Below are 18356 nucleotides of genomic sequence, written 5' to 3' on the forward strand. Positions count from 1 at the left end.
TTGGCAACAGCAACTCCATCAAAATCTAGTAAAGCTCTACTATTAGAATAATATCTTGTCCATCGCTGGATATTTGGTGTATTACTCCATTGAGAACGACTGACCCTTACAGAGATAATAGGTGCTATTAAACCATTATTGTTACAAGTTACTATAACAGAAGCTTCGTTAACTAAAATATCACTGTCAAAACTGCGTTGAACAGCTGCTCTGGCTATTGCTTCGGCTCTACGAATTATGGTTTCATAGCTTTCATTTGGTTGACGCTCTAAAGAGAGATTAACTCGCATAGTATATGCTTTAGCAATTAAAGGCGTAATCGTTTCTTTAACTACATATAAACCTCCAGTTAAACCTAATAAAGCGGTTAAACTCAAAATAGAAATACAGAGCTTTTTAGACATAAATAAATTTACCCATCACCGATAATAGGAATACGCTCAAGCGAAATTGGCAGAATCAAATCTGTCTTCTTAAAGCTTCTTTGATATAAGTGAAATTAGTGACTTAAGCAGTTGTAACAAAAATCAATTTTATAGACTTTTAAAACTACTTTTCGCCATCACTGACCAAAATCTTGCAGCAATTTCTTTTACAAGTTTATCTTAAGCTAAACAAGGTTATCTAGTGGAGCCTTCTTAAGGAAAAATATAGGATTTTCATGTAAGTACAAGATTTTGTGATATTTCAACATGGCGTTTTCCCTTGGTCAGCGTCTTCGTGCTACCCGTGAACTGCTTGGTATGACCCAAGAGCAGGTCATTGAACAGCTGGAAATTCACTACAACATATCTATGAGTCAACAGACGCTTTCAACCATTGAAAATGGGAAACGCAAGGTAGACGCAGAAAGGGAGTTACCTGCATTTGCAGGGATATACGGCAAAACAATTGATTATTTCTACGAAAGCTTACAATTACCTACAGCACTGCCATCCGCACCTATCCCCAAACGCAAGTCAGTTGTTACTATTGACCTGGAAGCTTTGACCGATCGCGATAAGCTAGAACTAGCAGCAGAACTAATCCACAACGTCTTACAAGAAACCTAGCTAACGGGAAAACAATGGAAACAGAAGTAAAATTCAATTTAGAAATTTCCCAAATACCTGAAGCAGTCCGGTTAGAAGCAGAAAAAAAAGCAAAAGAAGCCTACGTAATGACATTATTGCGGCACGCTGATATTAGTGCTGGAAAAGCAGCAAAACTTCTAGGTATAGATAGAGGGCAACTTTCCGACTTAATGAGTAAGTACGATATTTCACCATTTCCAGATCAAACACGCGAAGAATTAGAAGGATATTTTAGACCAACTAATTTCACAAGGCTCACACATTAGTCAACAAGTTTACCAGAATGCTTTAGCGATCGCACAAGAATTATCACAATAGATCTATAAACCCTCACCGATCGCGATAAGCTAGAACTAATCCTCAATTAGTCAAAAGCTCCCCCTGTTTATGTAACTGAAGGAGCTTGTGTTTTGCATTTAACTTATGAAGTGACTAACCTTTTACGTAATGCTTCGGCGCGTCTTTTGGCGGTTTGATTGTTAGGCTCGATTTTCAAGGCATCTTCATAAGCTTGTAATGCTGGGGCTGTTAATTTCTTTTTTTCGTAAGCGTGGCCTAGATTGTTAATTACTGTGACATACTGGGGATTAAGTTTTAATGCTTCTTTGTATTGTCTAATTGCTAAGTCGTATTGTTCTTGAGCGAAGTAGGCAAAACCTAAGCCGTTGTAAATTAAGGCTGTGTTTTCTGATTCTTCATTTTCTGCTTCTTTGAGTGCTTTTTGAAAGACGTTAATAGATTGGGCAAAGAGTTTTTTATCAAGATAGATGCTGCCTAGTTCGTAATATTCTTGGGCGGTACCTTTTTCGTTTTTCAGTTTGTTTTGTAGGCGGGAAAGTGAAGTTTCTACTTTGCGGGTTTTGAAGATTTGGCGCAAAATAGCAAAGGTGGTTCCTGAGAGCAATACTATTAATATTGAGAGGTAGACAACTGGTAGGAAACTTTCCATATTTTTAGTTAAATCAGGTTTCAATCTTTATTTGTTTACTTTATCCCAAGGTAGTCCCCAAGAGGTAGCTAGTTGAGGCAACCAACCTTGGGTTTTTCCGCGATCGATCGCTTCATTCACCCTTTGCCGTAAGTCATCGTACTGGATTCCTTTAGGCATGACTACAGCTAGGGGTTCTGCTGAGAGTAGGGTTGGCAAGAGACGGTATTCGGGATATTCTTGTACCCAGCCAGTGAGAACGCTAACGTCAGCGGCAAAGGCTACTGCACCATTTGATTCTAATAACGATCGCCCTTCTTGATATGAATCCACGCCGACTAACTGAGCTTTGGGTAAAATAAACCTGAATCTGGCTATGGTACTCGAACCTTTGAGGATGGCAATTTTTTGTTGGGTTAAGTCGCCTAAACTCCGCACATTCGGTTCTTTGGTAACTAGGGCGATACCATCCATGTAGTAGGGTGTGCTAAATCTGACTACGCGATCGCGTGCAGCTGTAGCCGTCACTCTGGCAATTGTTAAATCGACTTGTCCTTCTAAGACTACTCTGAGGCGATCGCGATTCGCCACTGGCACAAATTTAATTGCTTCTGAATTTCCTAATACTTCTTGTGCTAATCGCTTTGCTAGATCGATTTCTAATCCTTGCAAATTTCCTGCCGCATCACGAAAACCTAGCGGACGTAAGTTATCTTTAACCGCAACAATTAAATAACCTCGTCGCTGTATTTCTTTTAGTTCTGCGGCATTACCAACCAAGGCAAATTGTAATAAACAAAATGAAAAAATTAAGCAGCGGATGAGCAGTGATGTAACTGATTTTGGTTCTGTTTTTTTTCCAGAATTTCTCTCAGTTACATCTGCTAAATTATCCGTTGCCAACTTTATCATCTAGCTTGTTTTGCTACTTCTACAACTTTGCCGAAACTTTCTGGATCTAGGATGGCTAATTGAGCTAACATTTTTCGATTAAGGTCAACGTTGGCTTTTTTCAACTTGCCCATGAGTTGACTATAGCTGATTCCGTGCATATTGGCAGCAGCGTTGATTCTGGCAATCCACAGGCGACGGAAATCGCGTTTGCGTTTTTTGCGATCGCGATAAGAATTCCGCAAAGCTTTCATTACTTGTTGATTAGCTGTGCGGAATAATGTCGAATGGGAACCGCGAAAACCTTTCGCTAGTTTAAAAATTTTTTTGCGACGTTGGCGAGCAACGTTACCGCGTTTTACTCTGGTCATGGTTAGCTGTTAATGGTGACTCGTTCTTGATTTTCTGGATGAGATTTGCTATTGAGTTGGCTTAATAGTTCATGGTTACGATCCATGAACCATGATCAACTTACAAGTATGGCAGCATGAGACGCACGTTATCTTCATCACGCTCGTCTACTAATGTCAGCTTGGATAAATCGCGCTTGCGCTTGGCTGTTTTGTGATGTAACAAGTGGTTTTTGAAAGCTCGACGACGGACAATCTTGCCACTTCCCGTTGTTCTGAAGCGTTTTGCCGCAGACCTGCGAGTTTTTACTTTTGGCATGGGTTGTAAAAGTTTTACTTAATCGACACAATCTATAATTTTACCACTACTTTGGCTATTCTGCCAAGTTGAAGGCTCCAAGGCAGAAGGGTTTTTATATTCTTGCAGCAGGGGAGGTAGAACCTCCCAATACTCGTTCCCAGGTTCAACCTGGGAACGAGAAACTCCAGGCTCCGCCTCTTGGTGTAATATCTGAGTTTTACCTATTTTCAAATGCTCAATCATTTCTGCCAAACTGAGAAAGTTTTTTCTGTGATTTTTAATGTTAATTGTCGTAATTACTTAATGCTGAGACTTAAGTTTTGCAGAACTTGTAACAGGTTTTCGGCTTTGGTTGTCCAGCCTACTATACCACCTTGGGAGCGAATCATTTCTATGGTTGCTTGTTTGAATTCGGGAAAGTAACTTTCTGTGGCATCTTCAATTAATAAACATTCAAATCCGCGATCGTTCGCTTCGCGCATAGTTGTTTGCACGCATACCTCTGTAGTAACTCCAGTAAAAATTAAATGAGTAATTTTTTGTTCGCTTAATTTATCCGGTAAATCTGTATTATAAAAAGCACCTTTTCCGGGTTTATTTATGATAATTTCTCCGGGTAAGGGTTCTAATTCTGGAATAATTGCATTCCCTGGCTCACCTAAAACTAAAATTCTTCCTAATGGGCCAATATCTCCAATTTTTAATTGACAGTTCCCCCGGTGAATTTTGCTGGGTGGACAATCGGAGAGGTCTGATTTATGACCTTCAATTGTATAAATAATTGGTAAGTTTAGCTGTCGGAAAGTTATTAATAATTGTTTTAATACTGGTACAATCGATCGCAGTCTGCTAACATCATTTCCTAAAGCTGCTCCGAAGCCTCCCGGCTCCAAAAAGTCGCGCTGCATATCTATAATTACCAGCGCTACATTGCTCAAATTTGGCAATTCATAATTGTAAGGTTGTGCAGGAATATTAATCATCATAGATGGATACTATACTTCTAGCTGTTAATGGTACCTTAATGCGGGGTTTAGAACTAAATCCCAACCTTTTAGCTGTGGGCGCTACTTTTGTTAAAGAAGCTTTTACAGAACCAGTTTATCGACTTTGGTCGATTGACGATCGCTATCCAGCTATGATCCGAGTTTATAGTGGGGGAAGTGCGATCGCTCTCGAAGTTTGGGCAGTCCCAAGCAGAGGAATCACCACAATTTTATTACAAGAACCACCCGGTTTGTGTATCGGTAAAGTACGCCTTACCAACGGCGAAGAAGTATTAGGAGTTTTAGGAGAACCAATAATTTGCGAAGGTAAGCGGGAAATTACCGATTGGGGGAATTGGCGAACTTATATTGCCAATGTTAGCCATAATAAAACATAATTCTCTGAGAAGTGTATACTTAATTACAAAACCCCTATTTGTGCAGTGCTTCAATCTATTTGCACGATAAATACCACCAAGTATTTACCTAAGCCTGAACAAACAATGTCACATCTAAAATCTAAAATTCCATGACCAATAAGCATTCATTGTACTTAAATCGACGGAAAGTCATTCGGGGAATTTTGGCAACTACTGCCTTCGGAGTCACATCAAAACTATGGACTGGATGTACACCAACAGCACAACAAAACACCCCAAATTCTCCTAGTCCAGCTGCAAATAATTCTCCCAGCGGTAATACTAAGCCAATAGTAATAGGATTCATTTATGTTGGCCCAAAAGATGATTTTGGCTACAATCAAGCCCACGCGGAAGGAAAAGCAGGAGTTGCCAAAATAGCTGGGGTAAAAACTGTGGAAGAAGCGAACGTGCCAGAAACCACAGCAGTCCAAGAAACCATGAGAAATATGATTAATCAGGATGGAGCAAACGTCCTATTTCCTACTTCTTTTGGTTACTTCGATCCGCATATTATTAAAGTTGCTCAAGAATACCCAGAAGTCCAATTTTTACACTGCGGTGGACTTTACGAAGAAGGTAAACATCCCAAAAACATTGGTAGTTACTTTGGTTATATTGATGAAGCTCAATACATAGCAGGTATTATTGCTGCTCACACATCTAAAACCGGAAAACTAGGATTTGTTGCAGCAAAACCGATTCCTCAGCTACTGAGAAATGTTAATAGTTTTACTTTAGGTGCTAAGACTATTAAACCAAATATTACTACACAAATTATTTTCACAGGCGATTGGTCTTTACCTGTGAAAGAAGCAGAAGCTACTAATAGTATGATTGACCAAGGTGTAGATGTAGTTACCTGCCATGTAGACAGTCCAAAAGTAATAATGGAAACGGCAGAAAAACGGGGAATTTTTTGTTGTGGATTTCATGCTAATCAAGCTCAATTAGCACCTAAAGGTTATCTTACAGGAGCAGAATGGGATTGGACGAGCGTTTATAGTAAATACGTTCAAATGATTAGTGAAGGAAAAACTTTGATGAATGGAGGAATTCCTCATTTAGAGCGTGGTGGATTAAAAGATGGTTTTTGTAAATTATCTAATTATGGCCCTGCTGTTAGTGAAGCTGCCAAAAAAGATGCAGAAGCAGCAAAAGCTAAGTTTATGGATGGCAGTATGGTAATCTACAAAGGAGAATTAAAAGATAATACAGGTAAAGTAATTTTGGCAGCAGGAAAAGAATACAAACAGCGGGATATTGAATTGGAAAAAATGAATTGGTTAGTAGATGGTGTAGTTGGTAGTATTGCTAGTTAACTAATTTTACCAGTTGGGTAGGAGGGGAAAGGGTGTTATTACAAAATTGGCAGGTAAAATTAGAAAAGATTTGCATTCCTTTAGCTGCATTAATCTTTTCTTTGTTCATATTTGGGATATTTTGTGCAGCTGTGGGAGCAAATCCATTTGAGGTTTATGGCTCAATTTATAAAGCTGCATTTGGAAGTTGGTATTCTTTTCAAAATACGCTAATTAGAGCCGCACCTTTGATGTTAAGTTCCCTTTGTACTGCTTTACCTGCTCAATTGGGTTTAATAATTATTGGGAATGAAGGGGCAATTGTAATTGGGGGATTGGCATCTGTCGCAATGGGATTAGCGATCGCCACTCTCCCAGCTTTCGCGGTACAATTCCTCATGGCGATCGCTAGTATAATTGCTGGTGGTTTGTGGATTATGGCTGTGGGTGCTTTGCGCTATTATCGGGGAGTTAATGAAACCATTAGCAGCTTATTGTTGAATTATATTGCGATCGCAATTCTCAACGAATTAGTAGGTGGGCCAATGCGCGACCCCACCAGTTTAAATAAACCCTCAAGTTACCCAATTTTAGACATTAATATGTTGGGAAACCTTCCCGGAACGCGCATTCATTACGGCTTAATTTACGGCATAATTGCTTGTTTAATTGCGTACTTTTTAATTCAAAAAACTACCTTTGGTTTTGCAATTCGCACAGTTGGCGGGAATATTCGAGCAGCTAAAATCGCTGGATTACCTGTGGGAAAACTGACATTAATTATCTGTTTTTTAGCAGGTTCTTGTGCAGGTTTAGCAGGAATGGCAGAAGTCGCTGCCGTGCATGGTCGAGCTAATGAATCATTAAATTCTAATTACGGTTACAGTGGAATTTTAGTCGCATTTATCGCTAGACAAAACCCACTTGCAGCAATTTTTGTCTCAATTTTACTCGGAGGAATTCTTGCTAGTGGCGGGATTCTGCAAAGGTCGCATAATTTACCCGATGCCACTGTTTTAGTATTTCAGGGAATTGTATTTCTAGTGATTTTGTACAGCGAATCAGTCTATGGACGTTTGCCCTTTTTTAAACCTAGTTTTCGTCAACAAGCGAGTATAAATCTGACGAGTCAAGTGTAATTTTGCCAATTGGGTAGGGGCAATTCATGAATTGCCCCTACTGGGATTTGTTATACAGTCATCTAAAATCTAAAATCGGAATATGGCAACAGAAACTATTGGATGGTGGGGAGTTCCCCTAGCAATTATCGCCGGAACAATTCGTGGAAGCGCACCATTTCTTTTTGTAAGTTTGGGTGAGTGCTTAACAGAAAAAAGCGGCAAAATTAACCTTGGTTTAGAGGGAACTTTGCTGTTAGGGGCAATGAGTGCTTATGCCACTTCTTATCTTACCGGATCGCCTTGGTTAGGTGTTTTGATGGCTGGTGTAGCAGGGATGTTTTTGGGTTTAATTCATGCTTTATTGGTGCAACAACCAAAAGTAAATGATGTGGCGGTTGGCATTGCCATGATTATTTTTGGCAGTGGAATTGCCTTTTTCTTTGGTAAACCTTTCATTCAACCAGTTGCACCGCGATTACCTGCTCTAGAATTAGGAAATTGGAGCGATATTCCTTCGGTAAAAGCAGCTTTGCAAATTAGTCCTTTATTTATTTTAGGATTAGCGATCGCACCCGCAATGCAATGGTTTTTCCGTTCAACTCGTTGGGGTTTATTTATTCGCGCCGTTGGCGATAGTCCCGAAGCAGCTAAAGCAATGGGAATTTCCGTAAATAAAGTGAGAATGTTGGCTATTATTGCAGGAAGTTTTCTCGCCGGAATTGGTGGCGCTTACCTATCTCTCTATTATCCGGGTAGTTGGACAGAAAGGATTTCTAGCGGTCAAGGATTAATGGCTGTGGCTTTGGTGATTTTTGCTCGTTGGAATCCGATACAGTGTATGTATGCGGCATTGCTGTTTGGCGGCGCACAGGCGATCGGTCCTGCTTTACAATCAGTAGGGGTGACAGGTTATTATTACTTGTTTAATGCTTCTCCTTACATTTTGACTTTGCTAATCATGATTCTTACCTGTTCTCCCAAGCGTACTATCAGCGGTGTACCAGGAGCATTAACAACGCAAAATTAAGTAGGTACGTTGTTGCGCTTTAGCGCTCTTATTACCACTTTTGATGAGAGCGCTAAAGCGCAACAACATACTAATTAGCAACTTGAATTAAAGCGTAATTTAAGAACTATGAATGAGCAGAATGGAAGTATTGCCACATTATCAATAGATATTGGTGGTAGTGGAATTAAAGCGATGGTGTTGAATACAGATGGTAAACCACTGACTGAACGCAGTCGTGTGGAGACACCGCAACCAGCAAAACCAGAACCGATGATTGAAGCGATCGCTCAATTAGCTGCTAATCAAGGTAAATTCGATCGCGTATCTGTAGGATTTCCCGGAGTAGTGCGAAAAGGTGTAATTGCTACTGCTGCTAACCTTGACCCAGATTGGATTAACTTTGACTTAGAAACTACCCTATCTGAAAAATTGGCAAAACCTGTGCGCGTAGCTAATGATGCAGATATTCAAGGTTTAGGCGCAGTTTCTGGTCAAGGAGTAGAATTAGTAATTACTTTAGGTACGGGTTTTGGTTCAGCTTTGTTTTTAGATGGTAAATTAGTGCCAAACTTGGAACTAGGACACCATTGTTTTCGCAAAGGTGAAACCTACGAACAACAATTAGGTCGTGTTGCTTTAGATGAAATTGGTAAGAAAAAATGGAATAGTCGCTTAGAAAAAGCGATCGCTTCTTTAGAGCACGCTTTTAATTACGACTACCTTTATATTGGTGGTGGCAACACCGATAAAATTAGCTTTGAACTCCCAGCAACCGTGAAAATCGTTCCCAACATTTCTGGGATATTAGGCGGAATTGCTCTTTGGCGTGAAGACTAAGAAATTAACGACGAGAACGCCTCTTTCCCTGCTTACTGTTAGCAATTGCTTTGCGCTTGCGTTTCTCCAAGGGAGTTTCAAAGTGACGATTCTTTTTCATATCAGGAAAAATCCCTGCTTGAGAAACTTTGCGTTTAAATCGGCGCAATCCTGACTCAATCCCTTCATTTTCACCAATAATTACTTGCGCCATCCCATCTCCTTTTTTACTAATTCGACAACCTAGCAAACACAATCTTGAGGGTAAGTAAAACTACCTACCCTCAAGATTAGAAAATTAAATCTTCAGTGTAGGGTTTAGAAACTACGGCGATTTCCACCACCGCGATTGTTTCCCCAACCGCCACCACCGCCTCTGTTACCGCCGCCATTACCACGTTCTTCACGAGGTCTTGCTTTGTTAACCTTCAGGTCGCGACCCATCCATTCGGCTCCATCTAAGGCTTCGATCGCAGCTGTTTCTTCTGCTTCGGTTTCCATTTCCACAAAGCCAAATCCGCGTAAGCGTCCTGTTTCCCGGTCTGTAGGCAACTGAACTCGCTTAACCGTGCCGTACTCTGCGAATACGTGAGTCAGATCATCCTGTGTAACTTGGTAGGATAGATTGCCGACATAAATTGACATAACCTAGATTCTCCAGAATCAAACATTGAAGAGACTTAGATTCGGAGAAACGCTTTTAGACATAAAACGATTGACCACCGAAAATAATCCTTTCATATAGACTAGCACAGGACTAGAGAAAATACGGAAGTTAAACAGAACTTAAAAATGGCTCAAGGCAGTGGAGATGGGGAGATGGGGAGATGGGGAGATGGGGAGATGGGGAGATGGGGAGATGGGGAGATGGGGAGATGGGGGGATGGGGGGATGGGGGGATGGGGAGATGGGGGGATGGGGAGAGATCTAGAACTAGAAACTCCCCCTACCCCCTACCTCCCCCCCCACTTCTTCAACTCCCAGTCCTCTTGTCACTCGGTTGCGGTTTCGGGTGGCATGATTACTTTTCGGGCTAATCCTACTACTTGCAGAAATTTAATTGCCCACCAAGTCATGTCAAGTTCCCACCATTTCCATCCGGCTTTGGCGACGTTGGGGTAGGCGTGGTGGTTGTTGTGCCAACCTTCGCCGTAGGTGAGGATGGCTGCCCACCATAGGTTTCCAGAGTTGTCGTTGGATTCAAATGTGCGATATCCTGCCATGTGAGTGGCAGAGTTAATTAACCAAGTGCTATGCCAGAGTATGACGGCTCGGACAAAGACTCCGTAGATGACGAAAGGCCAACCGCCTAGAATATATAGCAGAATCCCTACGGGAATCTGAAGTAGGAGAAAATTATTATTTAACCAGCGGTAGAAGGGATCTTTTACTAAATCAGGGGCGTACTGTTTATACTTTTCATAATCAAAAAATTCTTGACGGGGGTAAAATATCCAGAGCATATGGCTCCACCAGAAACCACGACGCGCTGAGTAAGGGTCTTTGTCTACATCTTCGGTGTGGAGGTGGTGTTGCCGATGTCCGGCTACCCAAAAGATCGGCCCGCCTTGCAGTGCGAGTGCGCCAATGAGAGCGATCGCATACTCTACAGGTTTAGGTACTTGCAGGCTGCGGTGAGTTAGTAAGCGGTGATACCCTAAACAAATCCCAATGCTACCAAATAACCAGTGAAGAAATATGGTTACACCTAAAGCAGACCAGGAGAAGAACCAGGGGGCAGTAAGCGCGATCGCATGAATCACACTAAAAAACACCACACTCGACCAACTTAATTTCAAGGATTGCTCCTCTGAGGCAGTTTTTATTGAATCCAAGGTCATAAAATTCCTTTTTTAACACGCCAAATTGAACCAGTGCCAAGCAAGACACAACTGGTTCGCTCAACCCCATGTACATTAACTAAAACTTACATTTGCTATGAAAGTAGTTACAGTAGGAGCAGAGAATGCAAGTGATACTTACATTGTTTAGCCTATCAACGATTTGTATTTTTTGCAAGTGATACTTACATTTTACTCATGGCGGCTCAACGAAATTCAACTCGACAGCGTTTAGTTCATGCGGCACTTGAGTTATTTACGGCTCAGGGTGTCACGGAGACTACAACTAAGCAGATTGCAGAATTGGCGGATGTGAATGAAGTGACGATTTTCCGCCAGTTTGGAAATAAACATGGTTTGTTGTTAGCTGTAATTGAAGAGGCTGGCATATTTACTAATTTAGGACAAAATTTAGTCCAACAGGCGAGTCAGGCGAGCAGTATTTATCAAGCACTCAAAGATTATGCTACAGCTTGTTTGCAAGCATTGGAAGGAATTCCAGAGGTAGTGCGATCGGTTGTGGGAGAATCGGGACAGTACCCAGCCCAAAATCGGGAAGCGCTAGGTCAAGGATTTACCCAAGCAAATCGGTATGTTGCGGAATATTTCGCTACGGTAATTAATACCGGACAATTGCAGACTCATTTACCCGCAGAAAAACTGGCTAGTTTGCTCAATGGAATGTTGTTAGGATATGCGGTAATTGAGTTTACCAGTGAGTTCCACGAACTTTGGCAGAATCGGGAGGATTTTTTAGAGAATTTGGTGACATTGTTTTTACATGGTGCAGTTTCACAAGCACCTCAATCTCCTATAGTTTCAGTGGAGAAAGTTGCTGATTTACCCGCTGCTTTGGTGCATTCAATTCTGCAACGTGCCAAAAAAGTCGGGTGGCAAGATTATGCGTTGATGTATGTTTTGTTTGGGGCTGGATTGAGTGCGGCAGAAGTGGTAAGGTTAGAGCGATCGCACTATATCAAAGACACTCATCAGCAACTTTTACAAATCACCCAAGAAAAGATTCGCCAAGTTCCCCTTAACCAATGGATTATGGGTAAACGCTATGGTTCCTATCAGCGAAATCCCCTAACCCAATGGTTAAAAAATCGTAAAGATAATCAATCAGCCTTATTTCTCAATGAAAACGGCAACCCTCTTTCGGAAAACCAGTTACGCCAGAAATGGCAAGCATTAACCGCAGATTTACTCACCCCAGAAGGACAGCCTCCCCACATTGAGCAATCTCAACAAACTTGGTGCGTGGATATGCTAATCCGAGGAATCGATTTACCAAATTTGTCGATTCTTACTGGTTGGGATACAAGCAAATTACAGCCTTATGTTCATCGAGCTAAGGAAAAAGCAGCCTTAGAACAAGCTTCCCGTCTCGACCAGAAAATCTAACATTAAGTAAATTCATTAAGATTAGTAACAAGTTTCCACCTAGAGCTAGAGGTAATGATTAATGCTAAAGAAAAAATGGGTACTAAAAACTTATAGAGTGCATTAGTGAAAACAGGAAGTCAATGTATGTCGCCTGAATCCCCCGAAAAAGAAACGATCTTAATCATTGATGATAGTCCTACTAACATAGTGTTACTTTCGGAGTTATTACAAGAATCAGGATATACCGTTTGGATCGCCAGAGATGGTGAAACAGCTATTTGTAAAGTAACAGAAGAATTGCCCGATCTAATTTTATTAGATGTGTTGATGCCGGGACCTGACGGATTTGAAATTTGCCAAAGGTTGAAGTCTAATCCTTTAACAGATGAAGTTCCGATTATTTTTATGACTGCGCTTTCTGACCCTGTAGATAAAGTGAAAGGGATGAATTTAGGAGCAGTTGATTATATCACGAAACCATTTCGCCAAGAAGAAGTATTAGCCCGGGTTAAAACCCATTTAAAAATTCGCAAATTAACCCGATCGCTAGCGAAGCAAAATCAACTACTTAAACAAGAAATTCAAGAAAAAATTGCTGCTGAAGCCAGCTTACAAAAGCTGACAGAGGAATTAGAAAAACGGGTAGAAGAGCGCACTGCTGAATTGACTAAAGCAATGTATGATTTGCAAAAAGCGCAAGTGCAACTAGTCCAAAAAGAAAAGATGTCTACTTTGGGTCAATTAGTTGCTGGTGTGGCTCACGAAATTAATAATCCGATTAATTTTATTGCTGTTAATCTGACTCATGTGGAAAAATATATCGAAGATTTGCTAGAACACTTACAGCTTTACCAAGAAAAATTTTCCAATCCTGGTAATGAAATCGAAAATCATGCAGAAGAAATTGAATTAGAATTTTTAGTGGAGGACTTACCAAGTATAGTGGCTTCGATGCAAACGGGAACGGAGAGAATTAATCAAATTAGTGTTTCGTTAAGAATTTTTTCGCGATCGGATACTAGCACTAAAGTAGCAGTGAATATCCATGAGGGAATTGATAGTACATTGATGATTTTGAAGCATCGCCTTAAAGCTAATGAAAATCGTCCGGCGATCGAAGTTATTAAACAATATGGCATCTTACCTTTAGTAGAATGCTACGCCGGACAACTGAATCAGGTATTTATGAATCTGCTTTCTAATGCCATTGATGCTTTTGATGAGTATAGTCAAGCCTACTCATACAAGGAATTAGAGCTAAATCCCAGTAAAATTATTATCAATACAGAACATCAGGAAAAAGAACAGCAAATCCTGATTCGGATCAATGATAATGGGCCTGGAATGTTACCAGAAGCTCAAGCACATCTTTTTGAGCCTTTATTTACTACTAAACCTTTAGGAAAAGGCACTGGTTTAGGATTATCTATCAGTCATCAAATTGTAGTAGAAAAACATGGAGGTCAGTTAACTTGTAATTCTGTTCCCGGAAAAGGAGTAGAATTTATAATTGCTTTACCATTATATTAATTTACTTGGTAAAAAGTTGTTTTTGCTACCAATAATATGGTAATAACATTGTACATCTTAAGTGATGTTATATTGTGCTAAATATGGGACTTTTTGTAGAATCTGAACCTTATCCTTTTCCTTTCAATGGGGATTTACGCCCGGAAAATACAGTTTTGCTAGTAATTGATATGCAAACTGATTTTTGTGGGATTGGTGGTTATGTGGATAAAATGGGTTATGATTTATCGTTAACTAGAGCGCCAATTGAGCCAATTAAGAAAGTTTTAGAAGTACTTCGCGCCAAGAATTTTCCCATCATGCACACTCGCGAAGGACATCGCAGCGACTTATCCGATTTGCCTGAAAATAAGCAATGGCGGAGTCGTCAAATTGGTGCGGGAATTGGCGATCGCGGCCCTTGTGGGAAAATATTAGTTAGAGGTGAGGCGGGATGGGAAATTATTCCCGAACTTGCACCTTTACCGGGAGAAACGATTATTGATAAGCCAGGTAAAGGAAGTTTTTACGCTACAGATTTGGATTTATTGCTGAGAAAAAAAGGGATTCAAAATATTGTTTTAACTGGAATTACTACCGATGTTTGCGTGCATACTACGATGCGGGAAGCGAACGATCGCGGATATGAATGTTTGCTCTTATCTGATTGTACTGGAGCAACCGACTACGGCAATTATTTAGCGGCGTTGAAAATGATTACCATGCAAGGTGGTGTGTTTGGTGCGATCGCCAACTCAGAAGCATTCCTGAAAGTAATTCAAGAAAACTTTTAAGCGACTTCAGTAATTTTGCTGTTGCTACTTACGTCAATCACCCAAGTAGGTGAATCAATAGGATGAGGCTTATTTACAGAGCAAGTTTTAACTTAAAAGTAGGGAGTTGAACGTAAGTCAACGAATTACCTGAAATGATGAAAAATTTGCTCGATTCAAAAATCGTGACTGAAACAGGTGATGATTTCCAGTTACAAGGGGTTTTAGCAGAACGAGAGTTACAATATGAAGATGCTACCCCGGAAGAAATTTTGGATTTGCTAGCCGAAGCAGTAGACTCTTACACTTTTTTAGCTGCTGAACTTTCGCTAAAGTTGAGACAGATTGCTAGGGAAGAAATTAAGTTTTTACTTTCTGTTTATCAGGAAAGTGTCCTTAAAGCACCTTCTCAAGCCACTATCAATTTTCTGGTTTATCGGGCTTGTAAAATTACTAATGAGATGTTGCTGCAAAATTAACCAGTTGGATGATCCAAATGGATGAAGTTAACTTTTTGGCTCAGATGCTACAAAGAATATAGACAAAGAAAGGCTAAAGCTATTTTCAGGCAAAAGGAATGGTAACATACTTTTCTTTTGCCTGTTTATTTTCTCATATTTTGGTTGATTAATTGCTAAATTTAATATATTTAAATATAGTGAGCCTAAATGATTCGTGAAAAAGATTTTTTTTGAACCGCGTTCGCGTAGCGTGTGCGTAGCACGTAAGACGCGAAGAGCGCGAAGAAAGAAGAGAAGAAGTGTTTCTCGTTCCCAGGTTCAACCTGGGAACGAAGTGAAAGGAGGTTCTACCTCCGTTGCTGCAAGATCTCAGATGAGGAACAATGGAAAAATGACCCTTACTTTTAATCCAGAAAATTACAAACAATTATTAATTACTTATCTTCCCAGAGTGATAAAAACTGAAGCAGAGAATGAGAAAGCTTTAGGTATTGTCGAAGATTTAATGCACCGAAAACGGACTCTTGAAGAAGATGAGTTATATCAGCTTTTAGTTACTTTAATTGAAAAGTTTGAGCAAGAACATTATCAGCCTAATCAGCAGAATAATCCAGAATCAATGCTTTTGTTTCTTTTAGAAGATTCTGGTAAAAGCATCAGTGATTTACAAGCTGTGTTAGGTTCAAAAACTGCGGTTGATGAGATTGTGCAAGGACAAACCAAAATTTCCCCAGAACAAGCTAGAAAAATTGCAGCGTTTTTTCATGTAGATCCGAGCATATTTACTGAATAGATTCAACTATAAATTAATTGGAAATTATCGATAAAGAAATTACTGATTGGGGAAATTTACTCATTAAAGCTGGTAAAATTGGGCAAGGGAGTTGATCTTGTAAATTTTCCGGTTTACTCCAAATAAAAGGTGCTTTTTGAGCAGCTGACATCCATAATAATCGTTTTGCTCTCGTCATTGCTACATATAAAAGCCGGAATTCTTCAGCTGTTTTTAAATAACCTGCTTGTTGCCAAGCATCCATGATTTCTGGTAATTCTACTTCTGGATTATGTAGGCTGGCGCGAATTTGGGCACGGGCGACTTCTGCTAATGTAAAATTGCCTAAAAATTGGGCTGGGGTGGGTATTCGCAAGTTTCCGGGAATCATATTTGCGTGTAAAAATGGGAGAAAAACATAATCCCAATCTAACCCTTTGGCTTTGTGCATGGTGATAATTGTTAATCTTCCCGGTTGTGTATATTGACTTTCGTTTGCTTCGGTGTCTACTGGTTCAAATTTCTCGGAACTGACTATTTCACTTAAAGCATTGAGGATGTTATTCATGGAAAGAGAACCGGAAATTTGTCTGGCTATTCTTTCGGCTAATTTGTCAGCGGTGGCTAGTTCTGTTTGGTCGTAATTTAATGCTAATGCCAAAAAAGTAATCATTTGATAAATGGGTAATTCTAATCTGGCGCGGAGTAATTTGCGACAAAAACTACTAGCTTTTATGACATCTTCTGATTGGGGTGGATCGAGAGGACTGGGATAGAGAAATTGTTCTGGTAAACTAGCAAGGGCGTTCAAATCTTGCGGGGGAATTAATTGTCTGGTGACTAATACTTCTAAGGCGGATTTTAAGTAGTCGGGGGAATGGGGTCGATCGAGAAATTGCAACAAAAATAAAACTTCAGCAGGAACGTGAGAATGTCGATCGCGTTCTGCAACTTCATAAATCTCGATTTGAGTGCCAAATTCCTGCTTTAATTGTTGATGCACAAATCGCCCTTGGTCGTTAGTTCTTACTAATACCGCTGCTGACCTTCGTTCCTGGGGAAATTCAGCAAAAAGTTCAATAATTCTTTGACCGATTAACTTGACACTTTGGTAAGTATCTTTAGGAAGATAAATTTCTAAACCTCGACCAACTGGGGTTGGATTAGCATCAGGTTGCGGATCGTTTATATCCACAGGTAGAATCATTTGCGGGCGAAAAGGTTGTTCTGTTCCTGCTAATTTCGAGTTATTTACCCAGCTTAAAACAAAGTTAGCCGCATTAATAATTACCTGACTACTGCGACCCGCCCGATCCATTGTGGCTAATAATCCTTGCATTTCACAATTATTACAAAAACGGCGAAAATAAATCGGATCTGCGGGGGTAAAAGTGGAATTAATCGCTTGATTTGGATCGCCAACTCTGACTAAATTTGGTGGTGCATTGGGATTATCTGAATCTGTAGAGAGAATTTCTAAAAGTCTGGTTTGTAAAGGGGAAGAATCTTGGGCTTCATCTTCAAAAACAGCGAATACTTGACTTTGTAAAGTTCGCCTTGCGCTGGGATTGTCCAAAACTTTTAAAGCTGATAAAATCATTTCATCGTAATCGATAAAATCACGGGTTTTGAGTAAGTCTTGGTAATTTTGGTAGAGTTGGGCTGCGATCGCTAAAATCCCATAACCATCAGTTGATTGTTCGCTAATTTCCCAAAGTTTTCCCGGCAAATAACCAGAACTTTTCGCCTCATGAATTACCGTTTTTGCTAACTCAGGTAAAACTTCCGTTCTTAACACCGACTGACGGCGCAATCTTTCCGTTTCTTCGCCATCAAATTGTATACCTTCGAGTAAAACTTGAAACTGTCGCGGATAATCAATAATCCATTTTTCCACTGCGGCGCGAATTAACCGATGACTTTGATTCGCATTAATTACTGTGAGATTGTCTAAATTTAAACCGGATAAATCGGGATAACGAGTAGCAATATTTAATGCTAAACCATGTAAAGTTTGAACTACAAAACCTGTTTGAGGTAAAGATAATTTTTCTCGTAAATATTCTCGAATTTTCGCTTTAATATTAGCTGCTGCCGATCGAGTGAAAGTCACAACTACTAATTGCTTGCGGTTGTGGAGTTGGTGACGGGCGATCGCGATCGCCGCTGCACCAGCCATCCCCGTTGATTTTCCCGCACCTGGAACCGCTGACACTGCCAAAGGCCCAGATTGCCAGTCTGCCATTTGTCTTTGTCCCGATCGCAGGCTATTTCTAATTTTTTGTAGCGCTAGTTCTATATTGGGGTTCATTCAGGCAAAATTAATATTAAAGACTAACTTTTCCGGCTAATAGTTGAAATTCTCTGCTATTAGCCTATTAAACAAAATTTTAGTGCAATTACCGACCAATAAGTAATT

At 40.2% G+C, this 18356-nt stretch carries 23 protein-coding genes (1 of these 23 cut by a window edge); 12 read left to right on the forward strand and 11 right to left on the reverse strand.

Annotated elements, in window-relative coordinates; genetic code table 11:
- Positions 1–404, reverse strand: partial view of a hypothetical protein gene (locus ACE1CA_RS00060; protein WP_413280089.1) — the 5' portion only. It extends 343 nt beyond the left edge of the window; 404 of the gene's 747 nt are visible here — the first part of the coding sequence; the start codon lies at positions 402–404; the stop codon falls past the left edge of the window.
- Between the two features lie 288 nt (positions 405–692).
- Here ACE1CA_RS00060 and ACE1CA_RS00065 point away from each other — a divergent pair, with 288 nt between their 5' ends.
- Together ACE1CA_RS00065 and ACE1CA_RS00070 are read left to right on the forward strand one after the other, a co-directional pair.
- Positions 693–1052 carry a helix-turn-helix domain-containing protein gene (locus ACE1CA_RS00065; protein WP_413280088.1) on the forward strand — a complete coding sequence of 120 codons (360 nt, stop codon included), beginning with the start codon at positions 693–695 and terminating at the stop codon, positions 1050–1052.
- A gap of 14 nt (positions 1053–1066) precedes the next feature.
- Positions 1067–1339: a UPF0175 family protein gene (locus ACE1CA_RS00070; RefSeq protein ID WP_413280087.1), complete on the forward strand. Its 273-nt coding sequence runs from the start codon at positions 1067–1069 to the stop codon at positions 1337–1339.
- A gap of 155 nt (positions 1340–1494) precedes the next feature.
- On the opposite strand, the gene ACE1CA_RS00075 is transcribed toward ACE1CA_RS00070, so the two are convergent.
- From ACE1CA_RS00075 to ACE1CA_RS00100, 6 genes are all read right to left on the reverse strand, one after another.
- A complete protein-coding gene (locus ACE1CA_RS00075; protein ID WP_413280086.1) occupies positions 1495–2022 on the reverse strand; it encodes a tetratricopeptide repeat protein in 528 nt (175 codons plus the stop codon).
- A 27-nt stretch (positions 2023–2049) separates the two neighbouring features.
- A complete protein-coding gene (locus tag ACE1CA_RS00080) occupies positions 2050–2913 on the reverse strand; it encodes a transporter substrate-binding domain-containing protein (protein ID WP_413280085.1) in 864 nt (287 codons plus the stop codon).
- Positions 2910–3263, reverse strand: a complete 354-nt coding sequence (gene rplT, locus ACE1CA_RS00085) for a 50S ribosomal protein L20 (RefSeq protein WP_413280084.1) — start codon at positions 3261–3263, stop codon at positions 2910–2912. Before rplT ends, ACE1CA_RS00080 begins: the two co-directional genes overlap by 4 nt.
- A gap of 100 nt (positions 3264–3363) precedes the next feature.
- Positions 3364–3561, reverse strand: coding sequence for a 50S ribosomal protein L35 (gene rpmI, locus ACE1CA_RS00090; protein ID WP_413280083.1), 198 nt, complete (start codon positions 3559–3561; stop codon positions 3364–3366).
- A gap of 18 nt (positions 3562–3579) precedes the next feature.
- Positions 3580–3786, reverse strand: coding sequence for a hypothetical protein (locus ACE1CA_RS00095; protein WP_413280082.1), 207 nt, complete (start codon positions 3784–3786; stop codon positions 3580–3582).
- 53 nt (positions 3787–3839) lie between these two features.
- Positions 3840–4526, reverse strand: a complete 687-nt coding sequence (locus tag ACE1CA_RS00100) for a cysteine hydrolase family protein (protein ID WP_459563682.1) — start codon at positions 4524–4526, stop codon at positions 3840–3842.
- Between the two features lie 5 nt (positions 4527–4531).
- Between ACE1CA_RS00100 and ACE1CA_RS00105 the strand changes: the two genes are divergently transcribed.
- The 5 genes from ACE1CA_RS00105 to ACE1CA_RS00125 all read left to right on the forward strand — a co-directional run bounded on the left by ACE1CA_RS00105 (position 4532) and on the right by ACE1CA_RS00125 (position 9216).
- Complete coding sequence (locus ACE1CA_RS00105; protein ID WP_413280080.1) at positions 4532–4927, forward strand: allophanate hydrolase-related protein; 396 nt, start codon at positions 4532–4534, stop codon at positions 4925–4927.
- A 131-nt stretch (positions 4928–5058) separates the two neighbouring features.
- Positions 5059–6270 carry a BMP family ABC transporter substrate-binding protein gene (locus ACE1CA_RS00110; protein WP_413280079.1) on the forward strand — a complete coding sequence of 404 codons (1212 nt, stop codon included), beginning with the start codon at positions 5059–5061 and terminating at the stop codon, positions 6268–6270.
- Between the two features lie 32 nt (positions 6271–6302).
- Positions 6303–7388, forward strand: a complete 1086-nt coding sequence (locus tag ACE1CA_RS00115; RefSeq protein ID WP_413280078.1) for an ABC transporter permease — start codon at positions 6303–6305, stop codon at positions 7386–7388.
- 82 nt (positions 7389–7470) lie between these two features.
- Entirely contained in the window at positions 7471–8397 is a 927-nt protein-coding gene (locus ACE1CA_RS00120; protein ID WP_413280077.1) for an ABC transporter permease, read from the forward strand.
- A 108-nt stretch (positions 8398–8505) separates the two neighbouring features.
- A complete protein-coding gene (locus tag ACE1CA_RS00125; RefSeq protein WP_413280076.1) occupies positions 8506–9216 on the forward strand; it encodes an ROK family protein in 711 nt (236 codons plus the stop codon).
- 4 nt (positions 9217–9220) lie between these two features.
- Here ACE1CA_RS00125 and rpsU read toward each other — a convergent pair whose 3' ends face one another.
- From rpsU to ACE1CA_RS00140, 3 genes are all read right to left on the reverse strand, one after another.
- A complete protein-coding gene (gene rpsU / locus ACE1CA_RS00130; protein ID WP_073594016.1) occupies positions 9221–9409 on the reverse strand; it encodes a 30S ribosomal protein S21 in 189 nt (62 codons plus the stop codon).
- Positions 9410–9513: 104 nt separating this feature from the next.
- A complete protein-coding gene (locus tag ACE1CA_RS00135; protein ID WP_413280075.1) occupies positions 9514–9840 on the reverse strand; it encodes an RNA-binding regulator in 327 nt (108 codons plus the stop codon).
- A 347-nt stretch (positions 9841–10187) separates the two neighbouring features.
- The gene (locus ACE1CA_RS00140) at positions 10188–11036 is read right to left on the reverse strand and encodes an acyl-CoA desaturase (protein ID WP_413279984.1); all 849 of its coding nucleotides are present in this window, start codon (positions 11034–11036) and stop codon (positions 10188–10190) included.
- Positions 11037–11234: 198 nt separating this feature from the next.
- Between ACE1CA_RS00140 and ACE1CA_RS00145 the strand changes: the two genes are divergently transcribed.
- The 5 genes from ACE1CA_RS00145 (at position 11235) to ACE1CA_RS00165 (ending at position 15958) form a co-directional block, all read left to right on the forward strand.
- Positions 11235–12440, forward strand: coding sequence for a TetR family transcriptional regulator (locus ACE1CA_RS00145; RefSeq protein WP_413279985.1), 1206 nt, complete (start codon positions 11235–11237; stop codon positions 12438–12440).
- A 126-nt stretch (positions 12441–12566) separates the two neighbouring features.
- Positions 12567–13952: a hybrid sensor histidine kinase/response regulator gene (locus ACE1CA_RS00150; protein WP_413279986.1), complete on the forward strand. Its 1386-nt coding sequence runs from the start codon at positions 12567–12569 to the stop codon at positions 13950–13952.
- Positions 13953–14035: 83 nt separating this feature from the next.
- Complete coding sequence (biuH, locus tag ACE1CA_RS00155) at positions 14036–14725, forward strand: biuret amidohydrolase (RefSeq protein WP_413279987.1); 690 nt, start codon at positions 14036–14038, stop codon at positions 14723–14725.
- A 134-nt stretch (positions 14726–14859) separates the two neighbouring features.
- A complete protein-coding gene (locus tag ACE1CA_RS00160; RefSeq protein WP_413279988.1) occupies positions 14860–15183 on the forward strand; it encodes a hypothetical protein in 324 nt (107 codons plus the stop codon).
- Positions 15184–15556: 373 nt separating this feature from the next.
- The gene (locus ACE1CA_RS00165; RefSeq protein WP_413279989.1) at positions 15557–15958 is read left to right on the forward strand and encodes a helix-turn-helix domain-containing protein; all 402 of its coding nucleotides are present in this window, start codon (positions 15557–15559) and stop codon (positions 15956–15958) included.
- Positions 15959–15971: 13 nt separating this feature from the next.
- Here ACE1CA_RS00165 and ACE1CA_RS00170 read toward each other — a convergent pair whose 3' ends face one another.
- Positions 15972–18248 carry an ATP-dependent helicase gene (locus tag ACE1CA_RS00170; RefSeq protein ID WP_413279990.1) on the reverse strand — a complete coding sequence of 759 codons (2277 nt, stop codon included), beginning with the start codon at positions 18246–18248 and terminating at the stop codon, positions 15972–15974.
- Between the last annotated feature and the right edge of the window lie 108 nt (positions 18249–18356).

Source organism: Floridaenema evergladense BLCC-F167 (assembly GCF_041929205.2).
GTDB lineage: Bacteria > Cyanobacteriota > Cyanobacteriia > Cyanobacteriales > Aerosakkonemataceae > Floridanema > Floridanema evergladense.

Excerpts from the sequence above, each read along its gene's own strand:
- ACE1CA_RS00120 (WP_413280077.1), top strand. The coding sequence starts at position 7,471 with ATGGCAACAGAAACTATTGGATGGTGGGGAGTTCCCCTAGCAATTATC.
- biuH (WP_413279987.1), top strand. The coding sequence starts at position 14,036 with ATGGGACTTTTTGTAGAATCTGAACCTTATCCTTTTCCTTTCAATGGG.
- ACE1CA_RS00110 (WP_413280079.1), top strand. The coding sequence starts at position 5,059 with ATGACCAATAAGCATTCATTGTACTTAAATCGACGGAAAGTCATTCGG.
- rplT (WP_413280084.1), bottom strand. The coding sequence starts at position 3,263 with ATGACCAGAGTAAAACGCGGTAACGTTGCTCGCCAACGTCGCAAAAAA.
- ACE1CA_RS00075 (WP_413280086.1), bottom strand. The coding sequence starts at position 2,022 with ATGGAAAGTTTCCTACCAGTTGTCTACCTCTCAATATTAATAGTATTG.
- ACE1CA_RS00070 (WP_413280087.1), top strand. The coding sequence starts at position 1,067 with ATGGAAACAGAAGTAAAATTCAATTTAGAAATTTCCCAAATACCTGAA.
- ACE1CA_RS00135 (WP_413280075.1), bottom strand. The coding sequence starts at position 9,840 with ATGTCAATTTATGTCGGCAATCTATCCTACCAAGTTACACAGGATGAT.
- ACE1CA_RS00100 (WP_459563682.1), bottom strand. The coding sequence starts at position 4,526 with ATGATTAATATTCCTGCACAACCTTACAATTATGAATTGCCAAATTTG.
- ACE1CA_RS00140 (WP_413279984.1), bottom strand. The coding sequence starts at position 11,036 with ATGACCTTGGATTCAATAAAAACTGCCTCAGAGGAGCAATCCTTGAAA.
- ACE1CA_RS00105 (WP_413280080.1), top strand. The coding sequence starts at position 4,532 with ATGGATACTATACTTCTAGCTGTTAATGGTACCTTAATGCGGGGTTTA.
- ACE1CA_RS00125 (WP_413280076.1), top strand. The coding sequence starts at position 8,506 with ATGAATGAGCAGAATGGAAGTATTGCCACATTATCAATAGATATTGGT.
- ACE1CA_RS00165 (WP_413279989.1), top strand. The coding sequence starts at position 15,557 with ATGACCCTTACTTTTAATCCAGAAAATTACAAACAATTATTAATTACT.
- rpmI (WP_413280083.1), bottom strand. The coding sequence starts at position 3,561 with ATGCCAAAAGTAAAAACTCGCAGGTCTGCGGCAAAACGCTTCAGAACA.
- ACE1CA_RS00160 (WP_413279988.1), top strand. The coding sequence starts at position 14,860 with ATGATGAAAAATTTGCTCGATTCAAAAATCGTGACTGAAACAGGTGAT.
- ACE1CA_RS00080 (WP_413280085.1), bottom strand. The coding sequence starts at position 2,913 with ATGATAAAGTTGGCAACGGATAATTTAGCAGATGTAACTGAGAGAAAT.
- ACE1CA_RS00095 (WP_413280082.1), bottom strand. The coding sequence starts at position 3,786 with ATGATTGAGCATTTGAAAATAGGTAAAACTCAGATATTACACCAAGAG.
- rpsU (WP_073594016.1), bottom strand. The coding sequence starts at position 9,409 with ATGGCGCAAGTAATTATTGGTGAAAATGAAGGGATTGAGTCAGGATTG.
- ACE1CA_RS00150 (WP_413279986.1), top strand. The coding sequence starts at position 12,567 with ATGTCGCCTGAATCCCCCGAAAAAGAAACGATCTTAATCATTGATGAT.
- ACE1CA_RS00065 (WP_413280088.1), top strand. The coding sequence starts at position 693 with ATGGCGTTTTCCCTTGGTCAGCGTCTTCGTGCTACCCGTGAACTGCTT.
- ACE1CA_RS00170 (WP_413279990.1), bottom strand. The coding sequence starts at position 18,248 with ATGAACCCCAATATAGAACTAGCGCTACAAAAAATTAGAAATAGCCTG.
- ACE1CA_RS00145 (WP_413279985.1), top strand. The coding sequence starts at position 11,235 with ATGGCGGCTCAACGAAATTCAACTCGACAGCGTTTAGTTCATGCGGCA.